This is a genomic window from Grimontia sp. AD028, assembly GCF_000973155.1.
In the GTDB taxonomy this organism is placed as follows: domain Bacteria; phylum Pseudomonadota; class Gammaproteobacteria; order Enterobacterales; family Vibrionaceae; genus Enterovibrio; species Enterovibrio indicus.
This window is the reverse complement of the sequence record NZ_LASY01000080.1, coordinates 1-20373: the sequence shown is the minus strand read 5'-3', so window position 1 is coordinate 20373 and position 20373 is coordinate 1. Positions and strand designations below refer to the sequence as shown.

At 50.1% G+C, this 20373-nt stretch carries 16 protein-coding genes; 10 read left to right on the top strand and 6 right to left on the bottom strand.

The genetic code is table 11. The features are described from left to right. Positions 1-111 precede the first annotated feature (111 nt). From RN22_RS17565 to leuA, 6 genes are all read right to left on the bottom strand, one after another. The gene (locus tag RN22_RS17565) at positions 112-918 is read right to left on the bottom strand and encodes a DUF547 domain-containing protein (protein ID WP_046306233.1); all 807 of its coding nucleotides are present in this window, start codon (positions 916-918) and stop codon (positions 112-114) included. Between the two features lie 54 nt (positions 919-972). Then, entirely contained in the window at positions 973-1731 is a 759-nt protein-coding gene (locus RN22_RS17560; RefSeq protein WP_082111434.1) for a DUF4344 domain-containing metallopeptidase, read from the bottom strand. A 93-nt stretch (positions 1732-1824) separates the two neighbouring features. Beyond that, complete coding sequence (leuD, locus tag RN22_RS17555; RefSeq protein WP_046306232.1) at positions 1825-2427, bottom strand: 3-isopropylmalate dehydratase small subunit; 603 nt, start codon at positions 2425-2427, stop codon at positions 1825-1827. Between the two features lie 10 nt (positions 2428-2437). Further along, the gene (gene leuC, locus RN22_RS17550; protein WP_046306230.1) at positions 2438-3838 is read right to left on the bottom strand and encodes a 3-isopropylmalate dehydratase large subunit; all 1401 of its coding nucleotides are present in this window, start codon (positions 3836-3838) and stop codon (positions 2438-2440) included. Between the two features lie 39 nt (positions 3839-3877). Then, positions 3878-4966: a 3-isopropylmalate dehydrogenase gene (gene leuB / locus RN22_RS17545; protein ID WP_046306228.1), complete on the bottom strand. Its 1089-nt coding sequence runs from the start codon at positions 4964-4966 to the stop codon at positions 3878-3880. A 2-nt stretch (positions 4967-4968) separates the two neighbouring features. Then, entirely contained in the window at positions 4969-6525 is a 1557-nt protein-coding gene (gene leuA, locus RN22_RS17540) for a 2-isopropylmalate synthase (RefSeq protein WP_046306226.1), read from the bottom strand. Between the two features lie 453 nt (positions 6526-6978). Between leuA and RN22_RS17535 the strand changes: the two genes are divergently transcribed. The 10 genes from RN22_RS17535 to RN22_RS25185 all read left to right on the top strand — a co-directional run bounded on the left by RN22_RS17535 (position 6979) and on the right by RN22_RS25185 (position 20293). Then, a complete protein-coding gene (locus RN22_RS17535) occupies positions 6979-7623 on the top strand; it encodes a TetR/AcrR family transcriptional regulator (RefSeq protein WP_046306224.1) in 645 nt (214 codons plus the stop codon). Further along, positions 7620-8951: an efflux RND transporter periplasmic adaptor subunit gene (locus RN22_RS17530; protein WP_046306222.1), complete on the top strand. Its 1332-nt coding sequence runs from the start codon at positions 7620-7622 to the stop codon at positions 8949-8951. The genes RN22_RS17535 and RN22_RS17530 overlap by 4 nt, the downstream gene beginning before the upstream one ends. Continuing rightward, positions 8948-12064 (top strand): efflux RND transporter permease subunit, encoded by a 3117-nt coding sequence (locus RN22_RS17525; protein WP_046306221.1) that lies wholly within the window; start codon positions 8948-8950, stop codon positions 12062-12064. The genes RN22_RS17530 and RN22_RS17525 overlap by 4 nt, the downstream gene beginning before the upstream one ends. An 89-nt stretch (positions 12065-12153) precedes the next feature. Continuing rightward, positions 12154-12660 (top strand): phosphatase PAP2 family protein, encoded by a 507-nt coding sequence (locus tag RN22_RS17520; protein WP_039849787.1) that lies wholly within the window; start codon positions 12154-12156, stop codon positions 12658-12660. 28 nt (positions 12661-12688) lie between these two features. Continuing rightward, positions 12689-13825, top strand: coding sequence for an MJ1255/VC2487 family glycosyltransferase (locus RN22_RS17515; protein ID WP_046306220.1), 1137 nt, complete (start codon positions 12689-12691; stop codon positions 13823-13825). Between the two features lie 333 nt (positions 13826-14158). Further along, positions 14159-15106, top strand: a complete 948-nt coding sequence (gene leuO / locus RN22_RS17510) for a transcriptional regulator LeuO (protein WP_002537711.1) — start codon at positions 14159-14161, stop codon at positions 15104-15106. 342 nt (positions 15107-15448) lie between these two features. After that, on the top strand, positions 15449-17245 hold the full coding sequence (locus RN22_RS17505; RefSeq protein WP_046306219.1) for a long-chain fatty acid--CoA ligase: 1797 nt from the start codon (positions 15449-15451) through the stop codon (positions 17243-17245). 522 nt (positions 17246-17767) lie between these two features. After that, complete coding sequence (locus tag RN22_RS17500) at positions 17768-19486, top strand: acetolactate synthase 3 large subunit (RefSeq protein ID WP_039849785.1); 1719 nt, start codon at positions 17768-17770, stop codon at positions 19484-19486. Next, positions 19486-19983: an acetolactate synthase small subunit gene (gene ilvN, locus RN22_RS17495; RefSeq protein ID WP_002537707.1), complete on the top strand. Its 498-nt coding sequence runs from the start codon at positions 19486-19488 to the stop codon at positions 19981-19983. The genes RN22_RS17500 and ilvN overlap by 1 nt, the downstream gene beginning before the upstream one ends. A gap of 157 nt (positions 19984-20140) precedes the next feature. After that, entirely contained in the window at positions 20141-20293 is a 153-nt protein-coding gene (locus RN22_RS25185; RefSeq protein WP_165015808.1) for a hypothetical protein, read from the top strand. The last annotated feature ends 80 nt before the right edge of the window (positions 20294-20373 follow it).

The window sequence follows — 20373 nt, the reverse complement described above, 5'->3', positions numbered from 1 at the left end:
GATCACAACGCCAGTCAATCTCGCTGAATCCTTCATCTTCAGGTTGTTTGGGTATATAAATAGCAACGGGCGCGTAATGCGCCCGTCTTTAGTTTTTCAACAAAATACGTTTTAAGGTTGGTTAAGTGACCAATCGTAATCGTATTTAATTTTACCCTTCCAGCCTTCAAGCTTTGAGCCGTCACGGTATTGGTCGATGGCTTTTAGTATTTCTTGCTCGTTATTACCGAAATCTACGCCATACCAGTCATAAATCGAAGATAGTGTCAGAGTATTACCGTCAATGCTGGCGCCTTTATTACTGTTGGTGAACTGCTTGGCTGCTGCTTCTAATAGCGCTTCACTGTTATCTGCGGAAAACGCGGTTGTAGCGAGGTTAGGGCAACCAAGGCTGGCACAGTTAACGGCGTAGTGAATACGTGAGTCATTCCAGATGGGACGAAGAATACGGTGCTCAATGTCATTGAGCGTCAATGATTGCCCTGCGACTTTGGCAACATCATCATCCCAAGGACCAAAACTTAAAAAGCCACCCAGTTTAGTAATTGATTTTACAGGGTACTCGTCGAGAATAAGTTGAATAGTCAGTGCATTGTATAGATTTACCCAGTAAGCAAACTGCTCAGCCTTGCTGTAATTGCGAGGATCCAGAGCAGTCAGATTAGTCAGATATTGACTGAGCAATGCCTTATCAGCCGGACTGACTGCGCTGTAATTGAAAAGATTGTGCTGGCCTTTTTCGAGAAGGTACTTGTCCAGGATTTTCTGCCAATGGCTGTGATCAAACGAAGCAGAGTTAGACTCATTACTCTTATCCCAAATAGGCCAGAGGTCGCTTTTTGGGGCAGCGAATACAACTGCCGGCGAGAGAAAAGCGATCAAAAGCAAAGGACGTAATAGTGCAAAAATTGGCTTCATGGTGATACTCAGTGAAAAGCTACAATGTGAAAATAGACCGGAGAGTGACTATTTTCATTCACTTTCACTGAGCATTTCTATCACTCTTGACCAGTTGCGCGACTGGGTTTCAAATTCATAAGGACAAAACAAATCCCGTTCTGCCTCGACAAGCTCAGGATCCATTAAATCCTCAAACTTCTCAGGATCGCTGCCGTAGATCAAACATAGCGATCTTGCGTAACGCTGGGCATCGAGACTGTGCTCTCCCCACATGGAAACATCATCGATGAACTCTGTGCCCATATCCTCGATGGCAAAAAGATCGACGCCAATAAATGCGGTTTCAGCGTCATAAAACCTAATAATGGATAGCGTAGCAAAACTGTCGACGGCGTCTTCCTCTTTGCCGAGTGCGGGGAAATCCCACAGAAAAAGATACGCATGCCCATATTCATGCAGCAAGGTGTGAAGAATCGATGCCTTCGTGGCTTCATCCGGTGTAATACCTTCGTGGGAAGGAGGGACGCTCTGGAATTTTTCTTTCGCGTAACGCACAAATTCGTACGGCATTTGAATAGTTGTGGTTTCGGGGTCAAAGAGTGGCCCGTCTAGATTTCCAAAACGGATGGTCAATGTGTCAGGAAGGGGAGCGTAGTCATTGACCAGTTTTACTGTCTCTTTGGCGACGTTCTCAACCAACTGTTTAGCTGCTTTATCCTCTGAGGTCGTAGGCGTGTCAAAGATAAGCTTGGTCTCGGCACTCACTTGTACTGAGTTCAGGAAAAACAACACTGCCATCGCAGTGATGATGTGACGAACTGGGCGCATCATGACCTTCCTTGTCGACGTGGCTTTTTACCAGCATAGAAAAAGCCGACTCAAAGAGTCGGCTTTATTGTGAGATTTAGTTGATAAATCCAATTGTTACGCCAGAAAAGCAGGGATCTTACTTTCGTATTCTGCGATCTTTTCTTCGTGTTGCAGCGTCAGCCCGATGCTGTCTAGGCCATTCAGTAAGCAGTGACGGCGGAACTCGTCGATTTCGAACGAGTAGGTTTTGCCACCGGCAGACACAGTTTGCGCTTCCAGATCCAACGCGATCTCCGCGCCTTCATTGGCTTCCACAAACTTAAACAGTTCGTCGACTTCTGCTTCAGTCAGCTTAACCGGTACCATCTGGTTATTGATGGAGTTGCCGTAGAAGATGTCCGCAAAGCTTGGCGCGATCATCACTTTGAAGCCGAAATCAGCCAGCGCCCAAGGTGCGTGCTCACGGGATGAACCACAACCAAAGTTCTCGCGTGCCAGTAGAACACTAGCGCCTTTGTAACGTGCTTGGTTCAGTACGAACTCTGGGTTGTCCTGCTGACCTGCATCATCCAGAAAACGCCAGTCGTGAAACAGGTGCTTACCAAAACCGGTGCGGGTCACTTTCTGTAAAAATTGCTTTGGAATGATGGCATCAGTATCGACGTTTGCTGCGTCCAGCGGCGCCACCAAGCCTGTGTGTTGTTTAATTCCTGACATGGTGGGCTCCTTATAAACTGTTCACATCAACGAAGTGACCGGCAACGGCTGCAGCTGCAGCCATCGCTGGGCTCACCAGGTGAGTACGACCTTCGCGACCCTGACGGCCTTCGAAGTTACGGTTACTGGTGGATGCACAGCGCTCTTTTGGCCCAAGGCGATCATTGTTCATCGCCAGACACATAGAGCAACCTGGTAGACGCCATTCAAAGCCAGCTTCGACGAAAATCTTGTCCAGACCTTCTTGCTCTGCTTGTGCTTTGACTTGCTCGGAGCCAGGAACCACCAGCGCCTGAACGCCTGCAGCCACTTTACGGCCTTTGGCGACAGCCGCTGCGGCGCGCATGTCTTCGATACGTGAGTTGGTGCAAGAGCCGATAAACACTTTATCGATGGTGATGTCAGTGATTTTTTGGCCAGCTTCGATGCCCATGTAGCGAAGCGCACGCTCTGCAGAGTGACGCTCGATAGGATCGCTAAAGCTCTCTGGTGCTGGAACTACATCGTTCACACCCACAACCTGGCCTGGGTTGGTGCCCCAAGTGACTTGGTTAGAGATGTCTGCCGCTTCCAACGTGACGATGGTGTCGAACTCCGCGTCCGCGTCAGTTTTCAGGCTGTTCCAGTATTCAACAGCTGCATCCCAGTCTGCGCCAGCTGGCGAGAACTTGCGGCCTTGCAGGTATTCAAAGGTGGTTTGATCCGGTGCAACCAGACCCGCTTTTGCGCCCAGCTCGATCGCCATATTACAGACCGTCATGCGGCCTTCCATGGTCAGATCTTCAATCGCTTGACCACAGAACTCAACCACGTGACCAGTACCACCTGCGTGGCCGACTTTACCGATGATCGCGAGAACGATATCTTTCGCGGTCACGCCTTCAGCGACTTTGCCTTTGACCTCAATCTTCATGGTCTTGGCACGGCCTTGCTTCAGTGTTTGAGTCGCGAGTACGTGTTCAACTTCAGAGGTACCGATACCGAATGCCAGTGCACCAAACGCGCCGTGGGTTGCGGTATGGGAATCGCCACAAACGATGGTAGTGCCTGGCAGAGTAATACCCAGCTCAGGACCCATAACGTGAACAATACCCTGATAAGGGTGGTTCAGATCGTAGAGGGTGACGCCGAACTCTTCACAGTTCTTTGCCAACGTTTCCATCTGAATTTTCGCCATCTCGCCTGAGGCGTTGATGTCTTTGGTCTCAGTAGAAACGTTGTGATCCATAGTCGCGAAGGTTTTAGAAACCTGACGCACTTTACGACCGTGTTGACGCAGGCCATCAAATGCCTGAGGAGAGGTCACTTCGTGGACCAAGTGACGGTCGATATACAGCAACGGGGTTTCGCCCGGTGCTTCTACGACGATATGCGCGTCGTAGATTTTTTCGTAAAGGGTTTTCGCTGACATTGCCCTGTCTTCCTTAATAATTATGTGCTTCCAGTGCGCTTAGGCTTCGCTTACATACGCTGCAATCTTATCACCCATTTCGGATGTGGTCAGCGGGGTCGCATCGCCAGCCAGATCAGCCGTTAGCTCGCCGGCTTCCAGCGCTTGGCTGACCGCTGCTTCGATTGCACGTGCAGCGTCTTCTTCGCCAAGGCTGTAGCGCAGCATCAGAGCGGCAGACAGGATTTGCGCCACTGGGTTGGCAATGTTCTTACCTGCGATATCCGGTGCAGAACCACCTGCTGGCTCGTAAAGGCCAAACTTGCTGTCGTTGAGGCTTGCAGATGGCAGCATGCCCATGGAGCCTGTGATCATTGCGCACTCATCAGAGATGATGTCACCGAAGATGTTTGAACACAGCATGACATCGAACTGCGATGGGTCTTTGATCAGCTGCATGGTCGCGTTGTCGATGTAGATGTGTGACAGCTCGACATCTGGGTAGTCTTTCGCGATTTCTTCGACCACTTCACGCCACAAGATAGAGCTTTGCAATACGTTCGCTTTATCTACTGACATTACCTTTTTGCGGCGAAGACGTGCAGACTCAAACGCTATGCGAGCAATACGCTCGATTTCATAGCGATAGTAAACTTCCGTGTCGAACGCTTTCTCTTCTGCGCCTGAACCTTCACGACCTTTAGGCTGACCAAAGTAGATACCACCGGTCAGTTCACGCACCACCACGATGTCAAAACCACGCTCAGAGATATCCGCACGAAGTGGTGAGAAAGCTTCCAAGCCGGCATGAATCTGCGCCGGACGAAGGTTACAGAACAGCTGGAAATGCTTACGCAGTGGCAACAGTGCGCCACGCTCAGGCTGTTCATTCGGTGGCAAGTGTTCCCACTTAGGGCCACCCACTGAACCAAACAGCACTGCATCAGCCGCTTCACAGCCTTTGAGGGTTGCATCTGGCAGTGGAGTGCCGTGATTGTCGATGGCAATGCCACCGACATCGTATTCTGTTTTCTCAAAGCTAATGCCAAATTTAGCGCTTACGGCATCAAGAACTTTGTGGGCTTGTTGCATCACTTCCGGGCCAATACCGTCTCCCGGTAGAACGGCAATCTTATAGGTGCCTGCCATGGTTACACTGTCTCCGTTTTTAATGTTGCTTGTTCTTTTATTTGCGCGATGCGGTCAGCGCGGTAAATGCTGTTAATCACGTGCAGCAATGCCTGACCTGAGGCTTCAATAATGTCTGTTGAGACGCCCGTACCGTGGTACTTGCGGCCTTTGTAGTTAGCGATGATGTCTGCCTGACCCAAGCCATCTTCCCCTTCGCCTTTGGCGGTCAGGTCAAACTTGTCCAGCACAATGTCATAACCCGTTATGCGGTAAATCACCTGATACAGCGCATCAACCGGGCCGTTACCAATCGCAGCGTCGCTGACTTCTTCATCGCCACACTGCAGGCTGACGGTCGTGGTCGCCATTACGCTGCCACTTTGTACGCTCAGATACTTCAACTTGTAGAAGTCATCTTCTTCCTGCAAGTTGTTGAAGAACATCAAGGCTTCCAGATCGTAATCGAAAACCTGACCTTTGCGATCTGCCAGTTTCAAGAAAGATTCGTACAAGTTATCCAGGTTGTAGTCACTGTCGCTGTAGCCCATGGTGTCCATGTGACTTTTCACCGCGGCGCGGCCTGAACGGCTGGTCAGGTTCAATGCTTTTTGACCCAGACCAATCGACTCTGGCGTCATGATTTCATAAGTGTTCTTGTTCTTCAGCATACCGTCTTGGTGAATACCAGAGCTATGGCTGAATGCATTGGTGCCGACAATCGCTTTGTTGGACTGAATAGGCATATTACACAGTTGGCTAACCATCTTACTGGTGCGGCTGATTTCTTTGTGATTGATACCTGTTTCCACGCCTAACAACTCGCCGCGGGTTTTGATGATCATCGCAATCTCTTCCAGCGCACAGTTACCGGCACGTTCACCGATACCGTTGATGGTGCCTTCAATCTGGCGCGCACCTGCTTGAACTGCAGCAATCGAGTTAGCCACAGACATGCCCAAATCATCATGGCAGTGAACCGAAATCACTGCTTTGTCGATGTTTGGCACGCGGTTGAACAGGGTTTCGATGATGCCACCGAACTCACCCGGTACGGTGTAGCCCACAGTATCGGGAATATTAACAGTTGTTGCGCCGGCTTTGATGGCTTCCTCTACCATGCGGCACAGGTTGTCAATCGGTGTACGACCCGCATCTTCACAGGAGAATTCCACGTCATCTGTGTAGCGACGAGCGCGTTTGACGGCATTCACACCCATTTCAACAACCTGGTCGTAGCTACGGCGCAGTTTGTCCTGAACGTGGATAGTAGAAGTAGAAAGGAAAGTGTGAATACGGAACGCTTCGGCAACTTTGAGGGATTCAGCAGCGACGTCGATATCTTTATCGACAGCACGGGACAAAGCACAAATGCGGCTATTCTTGACCGATTTTGCAATCGTCTGGACGGATTCGAAATCACCCGGGCTTGAAACAGGGAAGCCAGCTTCAATCACATCAACACCCAGACGCTCCAGCGCCAGTGCAATCTGCAACTTCTCTTTTACAGTCAAACTGGCGGACAGCGCTTGTTCGCCGTCGCGTAATGTGGTGTCAAATATGATGACTTGGTCTTTCATGGTCGTTCCCTCATGTGCCGTTATTAGGTTGTACTCCGCACCTTTGGCAGGTCATACAAAAAACCCGCGCCTTGGCGCGGGTTTCGTGTGTCAGGTGAAAACTGTTTTCAATCCATGACCTACCCGCGCGAACAATTCACGAGAAGTAGAAGGTCTAGAAGGAAAATGCGTTTCATCATTTGTAACAGTTCTCTAAAGATGTCTGCACAAATGAATACCAAACAGCTTACTAAAGCGTCAATATCAAATTAGAAAATAACAAGAAAGCGTCACTCATAATGTTAACTGTGGTTTAAAAAACTGCTTTTTAAGTCAAAAACCAGAGTATTCATCTGTGTCTGTTTTTTGAACAGAAATTCATCACAATCCTATGATCTAGGGAATTAAATTGTGCGAAAAGAGACCAAACAGGGAGTAGTATAAATTCAACGCTGATGAATTACGGATGATGCCATGACCAAAAAGCCGGGTCGACCATTGGGACGCTCTGATGCCAGAGCTGCGCTGATCAGCGAAGCCCAACGCTTTTTCCACAAACAACCCTATCACAAGGTATCGACACGCCGTATTGCAGAAAATGCTGGTGTCGATGTGGCGATGATCCGCTATTACTTTGGCAATAAAGCTGGTTTGTTTGAGGCCATGGTCAGGGAAACTGCGGCCCCAATGATTACCCGAATGCGCCAGGCGGTTGAAGAAGGGAAAATTGAAAGCGTTAACGATGTTGTGAGTACGTTTTACCGCGAGATGTCTACAGGACCTAATCTACCCACGCTGATCTTCCGTAGCATGATGCTGGATGAAGACGATCAGCAGCGACAGGTGGTCGAAAAGCTGTTTCAGGACATTCTCTTGCCTCTTCATCAATTACTCTTTCAGCGTCTACAGGAAAAAGGCGCTTTGAGAACAGATATCGATCCGGAACTGGCACGAATGAGCTTCTCAAGCTTGATGGTGTTTCCATTTATCATTCCCACGGCGCTCGCTGACATTCAAGGGATCACTATGGACAGCGCTTTTCTGGAAAAACTCGCCAAACACAACGCCGCACTGCTGCAACACGGAATTTTCAAGGTTCAGGGAGACAACACACTATGACACTTCGCCGTAAACTGCTTTTCTTTCCCGCCTTGGCTGTCGGTATCGCGGTGCTCTTCATTGCGATAAGCAGCAGGCCTGATGTGCCTGTGAAACCCGCCCAATCGAAAGCACGAGCGGTGGATGTCATCACTTTAGAGCAATCTGATATCGCCCCAGTGGTCACCGGTTTTGGCCGGGTGACACCGAAGCTCACTTGGCAGGCAATTGCGGAAGTGAACGGCAAAGTGATTTACCGCAATCCTGCTTTGGAAAAAGGACGAGTGCTGCCCGCAGGCACTGAGCTATTACGCATCGACCCGACTGACTATCAACTGGCGGTTGCACAGGCTCAGGCAGATGTGAGTGTTCGGGAAGCGCGTTTGGCGAAACTGGAGCTGGATGAATCCAATCTGAAAACCACGCTGGCGATAGAGAAGCGCAGACTGGCCCTTAGTCGAGACGAACTGACGCGACAAAAGAACCTGCGTCAGAAAGGGTTAACCTCTCAGTCAGACTTAGATAATGAACAGCAAGCTTTCCTTTCTCAGCAAACTCGTGTTCAGGATCTTGAAGCTCAGCTAAAAGTCCTGCCGGACGAAAAACGCATCACTGAATCAGAACTTGAAGCAAGTAATCTGGCGCTGGAGCAAGCCCAGAGAAACCTCGATAAAACCCAAATCGTCTTGCCTGTCGACAGCCGCATTGCGGAAGTAAATATCGAACGTGATCAGGTCGTTACGCCGCAGCAGGTGATGGTGGTCGCCCACGGTCTTGGGGCAGTAGAGGTGGATGCGCAGGTCTCCATTCATGACATGCAGACGGTTTTCGACACCTTAAACGGCGAGCAAAGCGAGGGTTTTGCCGAGAAACTGCATCAGCTCAATGCGAGTGTGAATCTTTCCAGCGGTAGCTTTAAAGAGGAATGGCCTGCCAAGGTGGCGCGTCTCAGTGATACGGTCAGCCTGAATCAGGCGACGGTCGGCGTTATCCTCGAAATTGCACTGGGCGAAGAGCAAAAACAGGGGATTGCTGCCCAGCCAAGTCTGGTTAATGGCATGTTTGTTAAAGCGACGATTGAAGGCAAACCCGCTTCCCATTGGGTGATCCCAGAGCGCGCCCTTCGCGGTGACAAGGTCTATCTGATGGAAGACGGTGCGTTGAAAGTGATACCGGTATCCATTTTGTTCAGGCGTGGAGAGAGCGTTGCGATCGCCGGGGATCTGAAAGCGGGTCAGCAGTTGGTGCTGAACGATCTTCTACCCGCCGTGCCAGGAATGGAACTTCGCGCGGTGACCCTAAACGGTGACGTGGTAGAAAACAATGCGGTGAACGGGGAGGCATCATGATACGTTTTTTCGCCCGTCACCCGACAGCCGCTAACTTGCTGATGCTGACGTTGATCCTTCTTGGGTTAACGTCACTGCCACAACTCAAGCGTGAAACCTTTCCGGAATTTGCGCCGCCTTTTATTCTCGCCACGGTAGTGTATCCCGGTGCCAGCCCTGAGCAGGTAGAGCAAAATATCTGTCTGTTGATGGAAGACGCGGTAGATGGTCTTTCTAACATCGTTGAAACCCGCTGTGAGGCAGTGGAAGGCTCGGCAGGGTTAGTGGTGAAGCTCGATGCCCAAGCTGATATCTCCCGCATGCTGGTGGACATCCAAACCCAAATCAACGCCATCAACAACTTCCCGAGCGATATTGAGCCGCCAGTGGTGCGTGAGTTGGATTGGAATGAACCCGTGGTAGATGTGGCGATTGCTGCTGATACCGATTGGGTGGGGCTCAAAGCCTACGCAGAAGATCTCAAACAGACACTCAAACGTGATTACAACGTTCCGCTGGTCAGCGTGGCTGGCTTCTCGGGCAAGCAAATCCGCATCGAAGTGCGAGAGAGTGCACTTCGCCAGCTGGGGTTAAGTGTTTCTGATATTGCCGCTCAGGTCAGTGCGCAGAACATTAACCTCCCTAGCGGTAACGTTGAGCTTGATAACAAGAGCCTGCTCATACGCTTTGACGAAAGACGGATTGCCGCTGACACATTGGGGCAAATCGTGGTTGCCGCAGACAGCGACGGCGGCGTGATTCGTCTGCAGGATATCGCCACCCTGACCGAGCGCTTTGAGCTTGATGAACAGCAGGTGTGGTTTGATGGTAAACCTTCGGCGCTGCTTAAAATCAGCAAAAACAAAGCTGACGATGCCCTTCGTATCAAAGAAAAAGTCGCGCAGTTTGTTGATGACGAACGGACCCGTACCCCAAATGGCGTGACGCTCAACCTTACCAATGATTTCTCGTCGCTCCTTTGGGATCGCCTGACCATGATGACCCGCAATGCCTGGCAAGGGGTGATTCTGGTATTTGGTGTGATGTGGATGTTCTTCTCGCTGCGCTATTCATTCTGGGTGGCTGCAGGCTTACCCGTTGCCTTCCTCGGCAGCTTCTTTTTGATGGCGCAACTTGGGCTTTCCATCAATATCATGTCGCTGGTCGCGCTCCTAATGGCTATCGGTATCATGATGGATGACGCCATTGTGATATCCGAATCCATCGCATCACACATCGATCGGGGACAGAAACTCGAAGAAGCAGTAGTCAACGGGGTCAAGAAGGTACTTCCCGGCGTGGTGTCTTCTTATCTCACTACTGTGTGTATTTTCGGGAGTCTGATCTTTTTGCAAGGAGAGATGGGAGCGGTACTCCGGGTAGTGCCTATGGTGTTGATCCTGGTACTGACGCTCAGTCTTGTGGAAGCCTTCCTTATCCTGCCGCATCACTTGCAGCATTCTTTGGCGAAAGCCAAAGCGCCAAAACCTGATTTGGCCTTCAAGCGCATTTTCCTTGAGAAATTTGAAGCCTTCCGTGCAGGTAAGCTGGCGGAGTTGGTCACCAGTGCCGTGAAATGGCGTTATCCCTTTGTGGGAGGGGTGATAGCCATGCTTTTGATTTCAGTTTCACTGCTGGCATCCGGTCAACTGCGGTTTGTCGGCTTTCCTGAGCTCGATGGGGATATTGCGGAAGCCCGCGTCATATTGCCGCCCGGCTCTTCGCTGGCACAAACCGAGGCTGTCGTCGCGGCACTGGTTGCCTCAGCGAATCGAGTGGGTGCGCGACTAAGTGAAGAAAATGAAAGTGGTCAGCCTTTGGTGGAGCACATCACTGAGCAATTCAACTTTAACGCCGATGCCGATGAAAGTGGTCAGCATATCGCGACAGTGAGGCTTGATTTGTTGAGCGCGGAGATCCGCAGCACCTTGATTGATGACTTCATCTCAGATTGGGAAAAAGAAACCGGTGTGCTGACCGACCCTATCTCCATGGTGTTCAAGCAGCCTGCGTTTGGACCGGGTGGACGCGACTTTGATATTCGCTTGCAACATGACGATTTGAACGAGTTGAAACAAGCCTCGGTCGCCATCCAGCAGTTTATCAGCCAGTTTCAGGGCGTATCAGGGGTGCTCGATGACATGCGCCCCGGCAAGGAAGAAGTGAAAGTCACGCTACGTCCCGGTGCTGAAGCCTTTGGCATCAACGGCCAGTTAATAGCCCGTCAGCTTCGCGCCGCATACTTTGGTCAAACGGCAGATGAAATTCAGGTCGGCCCTGAGAGCATCGAGATAGATGTTCGCCTCGACAGTGATGATGCCGCCAGCCTGCAAAGCTTTGCCAATTTCCCGATTGTATTGCCTGATGGCAGTCAGGTACCGCTTTCTACCGCCGCAGAGCTCAATTATCAACGTAACTTCGTGCGTATCCAGCGCATTGATGGCATGCGAACGCTGAGTGTTTATGGTGATGTGGTACAAAGCCAGGTCAGTATTGGTGATGTTTTGGCGCAATTAAAACGCGATGTGATCCCAGAGCTGGAAACGAAATATCTGGGGCTACGCGTGTTGTTTGAAGGCCAGAGTCAGGACACGGCTGAGACCAGTCAATCCATGAGCATTGGTTTTGCTCTGGGCTTGTTCGGTATCTTCGTTATCCTGAGTTATCAATTCCGCAGCTATCTTGAACCCTTTGTGGTCTTGATTGCCATCCCGCTTGCCTTAATTGGTGTGCTGTGGGGGCATTGGCTGCTGGGGCACCCGCTCAGTATGCCAAGCCTGATGGGTTTCGTGTCGCTGGCGGGTGTGGTGGTGAATGACTCCATCTTGCTGGTGCAATATATCCGTCACCATTTGGATGAAGGTGAAGATATTTATGATGCCGTGGTGCGTGCCAGCCAGGAGCGTTTCCGCGCCGTCTTCCTGACATCACTGACGACGGCTGCTGGCTTACTGCCGCTGCTATTGGAAACCAGTTTGCAGGCTCAGGTAGTGAAACCCTTGGTGATTTCCATTGTGTTCGGGATTTTTACATCGACACTGTTGGTGCTGTTTATGATCCCGGCTGCGTACGCCATATTGGCGGACTTCGGCAAAGTGAAAAAGCACGAGTCTCTGCACGGAGATTTTGCTTAAAAGTTCATCAAGTCGTCTGCAAAGCGTCACGGGACTGTCATTCCTGACTCCTAATCTGAAACGGTAACGTGAAGAATTGGAGCAGATGAATGCGGAGTCTCGTCGCTATCCAAAGGGTGGATAATGCCGTGTCCACCCTTTGCCTAAATCACCGTTTCAGTGCGGATATCGCACGGATTTTCCGTTGGGTCTCTAAAAGTGGAGACGGTCACCTTTATGCGGCAATAGGCGTTCTGCTTGCGCTTTTCGGCGGTATGCAAGGTCTGCATTTCCTGATCGTCGGTCTGATGGCGTTTGCCATAGAAGTCCCTCTTTTTATGTGGCTGAAAAGACGTTTCCGCCGAGCTAGACCACAACACCTTCCTGCATTTATTACGCCGTCTGATCTCTACAGCATGCCTTCCGGACATACGGCGGCAGCGTTTGTGATGGCGGCATTGCTGAGCCACTTCTATCCCGAATTCAGCCATGTCTACTGGGGATGGGCCGCTGCGATTGGCGCTTCCCGTGTGTTGCTTGGTGTTCATTTCATTACTGATGTTATCGTCGGTGCCCTGCTTGGATTGGCCTGCGCGTCATTAGCTTTGATGGCCTGACGAGCGGAAAACAACAACGAGAACCTACATGAAAATACTTTATGGCGTACAAGGAACGGGGAATGGGCATATTTCCCGTGCACGTGCGATGGCAGACGCTTTTTCCAATCTGCCACATGTTGAGGTGAAGTTCCTGTTCTCTGGCCGTCCAGCATCGGAGTATTTTGATATGGACGTGTTCGGGGAGTATGAAGTGCGTCGCGGGCTCACCTTTGTCAGCGAGGCGGGGAAAGTCAGCATGCTGAAAACCGCGTTGAACAACAGTCTAGTGTCGTTCGTCCGCGAAGTGCGCGAGCAGGATGTGTCGGGCTATGACCTGGTGGTTTCTGACTTTGAGCCGGTTTCGGCACATGCTGCCAGACGACAAGGTGTGCCGACGGTGTCCGTCAGTCACCAGTCTGCGTTTGCCTTTGACGTGCCTAAGCAGGGGCAATCCCTGCTGGATAAACTCATCATGCATTACTTTGCACCGACAGAGACGAAAATCGGCTTGCACTGGTACCACTTCAATCAGCCAATTTTACCGCCGATCATTGATCTTAAAATGGTGGAACCCACTAAAAATGGCACCATTTTGACGTATCTTCCGTTTGAAAATCTGGAAGAGGTTGTTCGGGTACTACAACATTTTCCGCAGCGGTTTATCTGTTTCCATCCATCATGTCAGGAAGCGCGGATGGATGAGAACGTTGATATCCGGCCACTAAGTAAAACGGTTTTCCATCAGGCTTTGGCGAACTGCAATGGTGTGATAGCCAATGGTGGATTTGAACTGCCTTCAGAAGCACTGTTGCTGGGTAAGAAACTGTTGCTCAAACCGCTCAATGGTCAGTTTGAACAACAAAGTAATGTGTCCACCTTGGACACCTTAGGGCTGGCAAGCACGATGGAGTCTTTGGATGTCGGCACCATTCGCGAGTGGCTTGATCTGTCCGAGAGCAGTCGGGTGAAATATCCGTCGGTGGCAACAGAGTTGGCAGCTTGGCTGGGAAAAGGGGATCTCAGCACCTTTCCGGCGCTGCGTGAATCCTTGTGGTCGCAGGTGTCTTTTCCTGAGCATGTCACCGACCTTCTCTCAGATTTTTGGCCACAAAAGACCCGAAAGCGTGCCATGTTCAGCATGAGGTTGCCATCGCAAGCAAATAAAAGCCTTCGCCAGCATTGATGAAATGAATGTGTAACTAACAAGACATAAGTCTGTATTTTTAGATCTAAGAGGCTGATTATCAGCCTCTTTTTTGTTGATGTTTTAGGTTTTTCATATTTTCGATGGACATGATTTTATAACAATTTACTGGGGCGCATTTATCTCACCATGTTACTAAGTTGGTGCCTTGGTTAGCGTGTGTTCAGTTACGCTCATTAAGCTGGGGCATGAGCAGGCAACGTTGCCTTACTGATAGCTGTCGACCTTACTCAAATTCAAATTTCCTTTTCGGGTCGATCGGTAAATACGGCGACGGATGCTTTCCATTTACTCTTGCTTTAGGGTTTTGCTATGACGCAGAAAGAGTCGGTTAATAATTTTGAAAACCGTACGGATACGACGTTAAGAAGTGTGGATCTCAACCTCATCACAGTGTTTGATGCCGTGATGCAGGAACAGAACATTACGCGCGCCGCACAGAGTCTGGGCATGTCACAACCTGCAGTGAGTAATGCAGTGTCACGCCTGAAAGTCATGTTCAATGATGAACTGTTTGTGCGTAACGGTCGCGGTATCAAGCCTACGCAACGTGCGCGCCAACTGTTTGGCCCTATCCGTCAGGCGATTCAGCTGATCAAGAACGAACTGCCAACGTCAGTGTTCATTCCTGAAACCAGCAACCGTACCTTCCGTCTGGCGATTTGCAGCCCATCGGACATGCGTTTTGTTCCGCAAATCCTGAACACCATTTCTTCCGTGGCACCAAGCGTGAAGGTTCAGGTGGAAACAGAGTTTGACCGCGATATTTCGCGCAAGCTGCGTTATCAGGAAGTGGACTTTGTGATTGATTACCTGCACTTCAATGAGTCAGGTTTCAGCAGCACAGAAATGTTCAACGATGAGCTGGTGGTTGTGGCGAGCAAAAATCACCCGCGTCTTAGCGACAGTATTACCGCCAAAGAGCTGACCAGCGAAGCGCATGCGGTTTTAAAACATAACGGCGAAATGCAGGGTTATGCAGAAGCACTTTACCGTGATGGCCGTTACCGCGAGGCGTATCAGGGCGTAAGTCTGAGCAATATCCTGTACGTTGTCAGCCAATCGCAACTGGTGGCTGTGGCCCCACGCTGGATGGTGGAAGCAGGTCATCATCGTGATAACCTGAAAATGTTGCCACTGCCGCTTGATAACAATCGTATCAGCGGTTACCTGAGCTGGCACGCTTCTGCAGAGAAAGACAAAGGGCATCTTTGGATGCGCGATCAACTGCTGTCTATCTGCGGCAATTCGCTGGTATAAACCGCGTAGAAATACCCAGAATAATGATGAAAAACCGGCTTATGCCGGTTTTTTTGTGCCTATTGTTCCCCGTCGAATCACGCTTTCAGGGGCGACAGACCCTATTGATTACAGCCTGTTACAACTTTTCTGAAAGTTGAGAGAACAAGTGTACTCTGAAATGAACAGTGTTCGTCAAAATTACTGCCTAGATTTTAACCGCTTTGGCTGCGCTTTTTCTTGTAATTGATGGGGGAGTCATTACACTGCTGCCTGAGTTTTAGCTTACAAGTGTTAGCTAAATTTTTTCGTCGTCCCAACATGCATTCTAAAGGGACGCACCACGTGCTGAGAGAGAATTAAATGGCGCTGGAACTTCATATCGTTAACCGAATTCGCGAGCAGGTAAAAGCTCAAGGCGAAAAAGTCGCACTGCGTTTCCAACAAGGAAATACCTGGGGCGAAATGAGCTGGCGTCAGTTCGGTGAGCGTATTGATGCAGCTTCAAAAGCGATGCTGGTTTCAGGCCTCGCTGTGCAGGACAAAATCGGCATTTTTGCCAACAACTGTGCGGAATGGAGTATTGCGGATATTGCCGCACTTCAGGTGCGCTGCGTACCAGTGCCAATTTATCCAACCAACACTCCCGATCAGGCTGCATATATCCTGCGCGATGCCGGTGTGCGTATTCTGTTTGTTGGTGACCAATCGCAGGCAGATGCCGCGATGTCGATTGCAGCAAGCTGCCCAGCGCTGGAAAAGATTGTCAGCTTTACTGATAACGTCGATTTTGCCGGCCATGAAATGGGTCAAAGCTGGGAAGCGTTTCTGCAAACAGCCAATGACAATGTCGAGCAGGAAATGCAGGCGCGTATTGCAGATGCTTCAATGAGCGATCTGATGACATTGATTTACACCTCAGGCACCACGGGCGAGCCAAAAGGCGTGATGCTGGATTATGCCAATGTCGCGGCACAGATTGAAAGCCACGATAAGGTGTTGGGGATCAGTGAGAACGAAGTATCACTGGCATTCCTGCCGCTGTCCCACGTGTTTGAGCGTTGCTGGAGCTTTTACGTCCTGCACCACGGTGCGACCAATTGCTACCTGTCTAACACCAATGCCATCCGCGAAGCGTTGCAGGAAGTTAAACCAACCGTGATGTGTGCGGTTCCGCGCTTCTACGAGAAAATCTACAGCGCCGTTCACGAGAAAGTGGCGACAGCGAGTCCGGTGAAAAAGGGCATGTTCCGCGCCGCGGTATATATCGGCAACCTGATGGCGGAAATTACCCGTAAAGGCAAGAAACCAGCGCCGTGGCTGAAAAGCGCTCACCGCATGGCAGACAAACTGGTGCTCAGTAAACTGCGCCAATTGCTGGGTGGTAATATCACCATGATGCCTTGTGGCGGTGCAAAACTGGAGCCGACTATTGGTCGCTTCTTCCATGCCATTGGGGTGAACGTGAAGCTGGGTTACGGCATGACCGAAACCACCGCCACCATCTCTTGCTGGGACAGCGGTAGCTTTGACCCGGATTCTATCGGTATGCCAATGCCGAATGCAGAAGTGAAGATTGGCCAGAACAACGAAATTCTGGTGCGCGGCCCAATGGTGATGCGCGGCTACTACAACAAGGCAAAAGAGACAGCGGAAACTTTCACGGCGGATGGCTTCCTGAAAACCGGTGATGCAGGCCATATTGATGCTCAGGGCAACCTGTTTATCACTGACCGCATCAAAGAGTTGATGAAAACCTCTGGGGGTAAATACATCGCTCCACAGGTCATTGAGGGTAAGCTAGGTAAAGACCACTTTATTGAGCAAATCGCTGTTGTAGCAGACGCGCGCCATTTTGTGTCTGCACTGATTGTGCCTTGCTTTGAATCACTTGAAACCTGGGCGAAAGAGCTGAACATCAAATACCATGACCGCATGGAGCTGATTAAGCACAGTGAAGTGGTGGAAATGTTCGAAAAGCGCGTCGAAGAGCTGCAAAAAGAGCTTGCGAAGTTTGAGCAGGTGAAGAAGTTCACCCTACTGCCTTCTGAGTTCTCCATGGCACAAGGCGAATTGACGCCTACGCTGAAGCTACGCCGTAAGGTGATCTTAGAGCGCTACAAGAAACAAATCGAAGCCATGTACAAGAAGCACAGCTGATCCTGATTTGATTGAAAAACCTGGCCACTGAGCCGGGTTTTTTATTGCTACTTTCCCTAAATTCCCGCAAGGAAAGTGGCGTTAAAGTGTCCTTAACGTGCTACTTCCCTGAAAATCTGTCGGTAACAGCCAAAAACATACTTTTGTCATACGCTGAAACACCCATCTTCTGAACAGTAAATATTGTCAATGAGTGGGTTTTTAGCAGTGAATGCTAATTGAAGTGGCTCGGGCAGAGTCTTTAGTGATGAAACTTTACCCAATCAGAGTATTAATGGGAATCTGAGTTAACCAATAGACATATTTGCTAACAAAGCGTTAAAGTTGACAGTGCTTTAACCGTAGTGAGCAACTGGCGTCAGCCAGCCCAAAAAAGCGGGAAAAGTGGAAGCTTTTTTGATTCTTGTTACGACCGGAATCAAAAGCATAGCTGGCATGGATTGGCGGCAAACAGGTAGTCACGCCGACATCCATCTCTAGGCTACAAATAAGTCCTAAACTATGCATACATGGAGGCATATAGTGGAAATGTTGTCAGGAGCCGACATGGTCGTTCGTTCGATGATCGACCAAGGCGTAAAACATATATTTGGGTATCCGGGCGGATCGGTTTTGGATATCTATGATGCACTGCATGAGAAAAGCGATATCGAGCACGTTCTCGTTCGCCATGAACAAGCAGCCGTTCACATGGCCGATGGCTATGCCCGTGCAACCGGCGAAGTCGGTGTTGTACTGGTGACTTCAGGGCCAGGCGCAACCAACGCCATTACCGGTATCGCGACCGCGTATTACGATTCAGTTCCAATGGTAGTGTTGTCCGGTCAGGTCATGAGTAACCTGATTGGTAACGATGCTTTCCAGGAATGTGACATGGTGGGTGTCTCGCGCCCTATCGTAAAACACAGCTTTTTGGTGAAAAACACCGAAGACATTCCAAAAATCATCAAGAAAGCTTTCTATTTGGCATCAACCGGCCGCCCAGGTCCTGTGGTTGTCGATCTGCCAAAAGACATGCTGAACCCAGCAAACAAGTTCCCTTACGAGTACCCGGAAAGCATGTCTATGCGTTCTTACAACCCGACAACCTCGGGTCATAAAGGGCAAATTAAGCGTGGCCTGAAAGCCCTGCTCGAAGCGAAAAAGCCGGTACTGTACATCGGCGGCGGTTCCATCATTTCTGAGTGTGGCGAGCAAATTAAAACGCTGGCAGACACACTGAATATTCCTGTTATCAGTACACTGATGGGCCTTGGTGCTTATCCGGGTACGGGTGACAAATCGCTGGGCATGCTGGGCATGCACGGCACGTACGAAGCCAATATGGCGATGCACAATGCGGATCTGATCTTTGGTATTGGTGTCCGCTTCGATGACCGTACGACGAATAACCTCGAGAAATACTGTCCAAATGCCAAGGTCATGCACATCGACATCGACCCATCGAGCATTTCAAAAACCGTTTCGGCTGACATCCCGATCGTCGGTTCAGCAGACGTGGTACTGAACACCATGCTGAAGATCCTGACCGAGCAGGGCGGCACGAACGATGAAGCCGCACTGGACGCTTGGTGGAACAACATCAACGTATGGCGCGAACGTAAGTGTTTGGCTTACGAAACGAATAACGAACGCATCAAGCCGCAGCAAGCGATTGAAGCGGTCTATAAGCTCACCAATGGTGATGCATACGTGGCATCGGACGTTGGCCAGCACCAAATGTTTGCTGCGCTTTACTACCCGTTTGATAAGCCACGTCGCTGGATCAACTCCGGTGGTCTCGGCACCATGGGCTTCGGTTTGCCTGCGGCGATGGGTGTGAAATTCGCAATCCCTGATGCAGAAGTGCTGTGTGTGACCGGTGACGGCAGTATCCAAATGAACATTCAGGAACTGTCGACGGCGCTGCAATACGATATCCCCGTCAAAATTATCAACCTCAACAACCGCTTCCTCGGCATGGTGAAGCAGTGGCAGGACATGATTTATCAAGGTCGTCACTCTCACTCATACATGGATTCGGTGCCTGATTTTGCTGCAATTGCAGAAGCTTACGGTCACGTAGGTATTCGCATCAGTGATCCGGCTCAGCTGGAAAGCGAGCTGGCACGTGGTCTGGCGATGAAAGACAAACTGGTCTTCTTCGACATCAGCGTGGATGAAACAGAGCACGTTTATCCAATGCAGGTGCGTGGTGGTGCAATGAATGAAATGTGGTTGAGCAAGACGGAGAGAACATAATGCGCAGTATTGTATCGATTTTGATGGAAAACGAACCGGGCGCATTGTCTCGCGTAGTTGGCCTGTTTTCACAGCGTGGCTACAACATTGAATCCCTGACGGTTTCCCCGACAGACGATCCAACGCTGTCCCGCTTGAACATCACGACCACCGTAGTTAAGGCGTCTGAGCGCGAGCAGATTGAGAAACAACTGCACAAGCTGATTGACGTGCTGAAAGTGAGTAATGTGACCGAGTCAGAGCACATTGAACGTGAACTGGCGATGGTGAAAGTGAAAGCGAGCGGCTTTGCCCGTGCAGAAGTAAAACGCACTGCAGACATCTTCCGTGGCCAGATCGTGGACGTGACTAACTCGCTCTACACCGTGCAGATTGCAGGCTCAAGCGACAAGATTGAAGCCTTCATCGCAGCGATGAAAGATGTCACCGACATCATCGAAGTCGCACGAAGTGGTGTGGTGGGTATTGCTCGTGGTGAGCGCGCACTGCGTCAGTAAAACTGACAACGAGTCTCAGAAAAAGCCGATGGTGAAAGCCGTCGGTTTTTTTATGTCTGATGGGCTGGCAGAAGATGCTCTCAACTTGTGACTTTCTGCCCAAAATGTATACTTCCGGGGTACAAGAAAAACAAAATAAACCCAAGAGAAAGTCGTTGTGTTGCAAACCATCAATAAGTATTTGGTGAGAGTGACGACCGTGTCTCTGGCTGTCCTGACGATTAAGGTCGGCTGGATTTATCTGGTGCCGATGGCGGTACTGATGAACACTCACCGCAATGAGCTGGTTCCATCCAGATTTAAGAAATGATACCAATCGTAGTAAATATCTGCTCATCCTAGCTTGTTAAAATGCTCAATAACTGCGTTAAAAAATTTGATTGTAGAATA

Bases quoted from the DNA above. Each gene is read 5' to 3' on its own strand.
- RN22_RS17565 (WP_046306233.1), bottom strand. From the start codon at position 918: ATGAAGCCAATTTTTGCACTATTACGTCCTTTGCTTTTGATCGCTTTT.
- RN22_RS17560 (WP_082111434.1), bottom strand. From the start codon at position 1,731: ATGATGCGCCCAGTTCGTCACATCATCACTGCGATGGCAGTGTTGTTT.
- leuD (WP_046306232.1), bottom strand. From the start codon at position 2,427: ATGTCAGGAATTAAACAACACACAGGCTTGGTGGCGCCGCTGGACGCA.
- leuC (WP_046306230.1), bottom strand. From the start codon at position 3,838: ATGTCAGCGAAAACCCTTTACGAAAAAATCTACGACGCGCATATCGTC.
- leuB (WP_046306228.1), bottom strand. From the start codon at position 4,966: ATGGCAGGCACCTATAAGATTGCCGTTCTACCGGGAGACGGTATTGGC.
- leuA (WP_046306226.1), bottom strand. From the start codon at position 6,525: ATGAAAGACCAAGTCATCATATTTGACACCACATTACGCGACGGCGAA.
- RN22_RS17535 (WP_046306224.1), top strand. From the start codon at position 6,979: ATGACCAAAAAGCCGGGTCGACCATTGGGACGCTCTGATGCCAGAGCT.
- RN22_RS17530 (WP_046306222.1), top strand. From the start codon at position 7,620: ATGACACTTCGCCGTAAACTGCTTTTCTTTCCCGCCTTGGCTGTCGGT.
- RN22_RS17525 (WP_046306221.1), top strand. From the start codon at position 8,948: ATGATACGTTTTTTCGCCCGTCACCCGACAGCCGCTAACTTGCTGATG.
- RN22_RS17520 (WP_039849787.1), top strand. From the start codon at position 12,154: ATGCGGAGTCTCGTCGCTATCCAAAGGGTGGATAATGCCGTGTCCACC.
- RN22_RS17515 (WP_046306220.1), top strand. From the start codon at position 12,689: ATGAAAATACTTTATGGCGTACAAGGAACGGGGAATGGGCATATTTCC.
- leuO (WP_002537711.1), top strand. From the start codon at position 14,159: ATGACGCAGAAAGAGTCGGTTAATAATTTTGAAAACCGTACGGATACG.
- RN22_RS17505 (WP_046306219.1), top strand. From the start codon at position 15,449: ATGGCGCTGGAACTTCATATCGTTAACCGAATTCGCGAGCAGGTAAAA.
- ilvN (WP_002537707.1), top strand. From the start codon at position 19,486: ATGCGCAGTATTGTATCGATTTTGATGGAAAACGAACCGGGCGCATTG.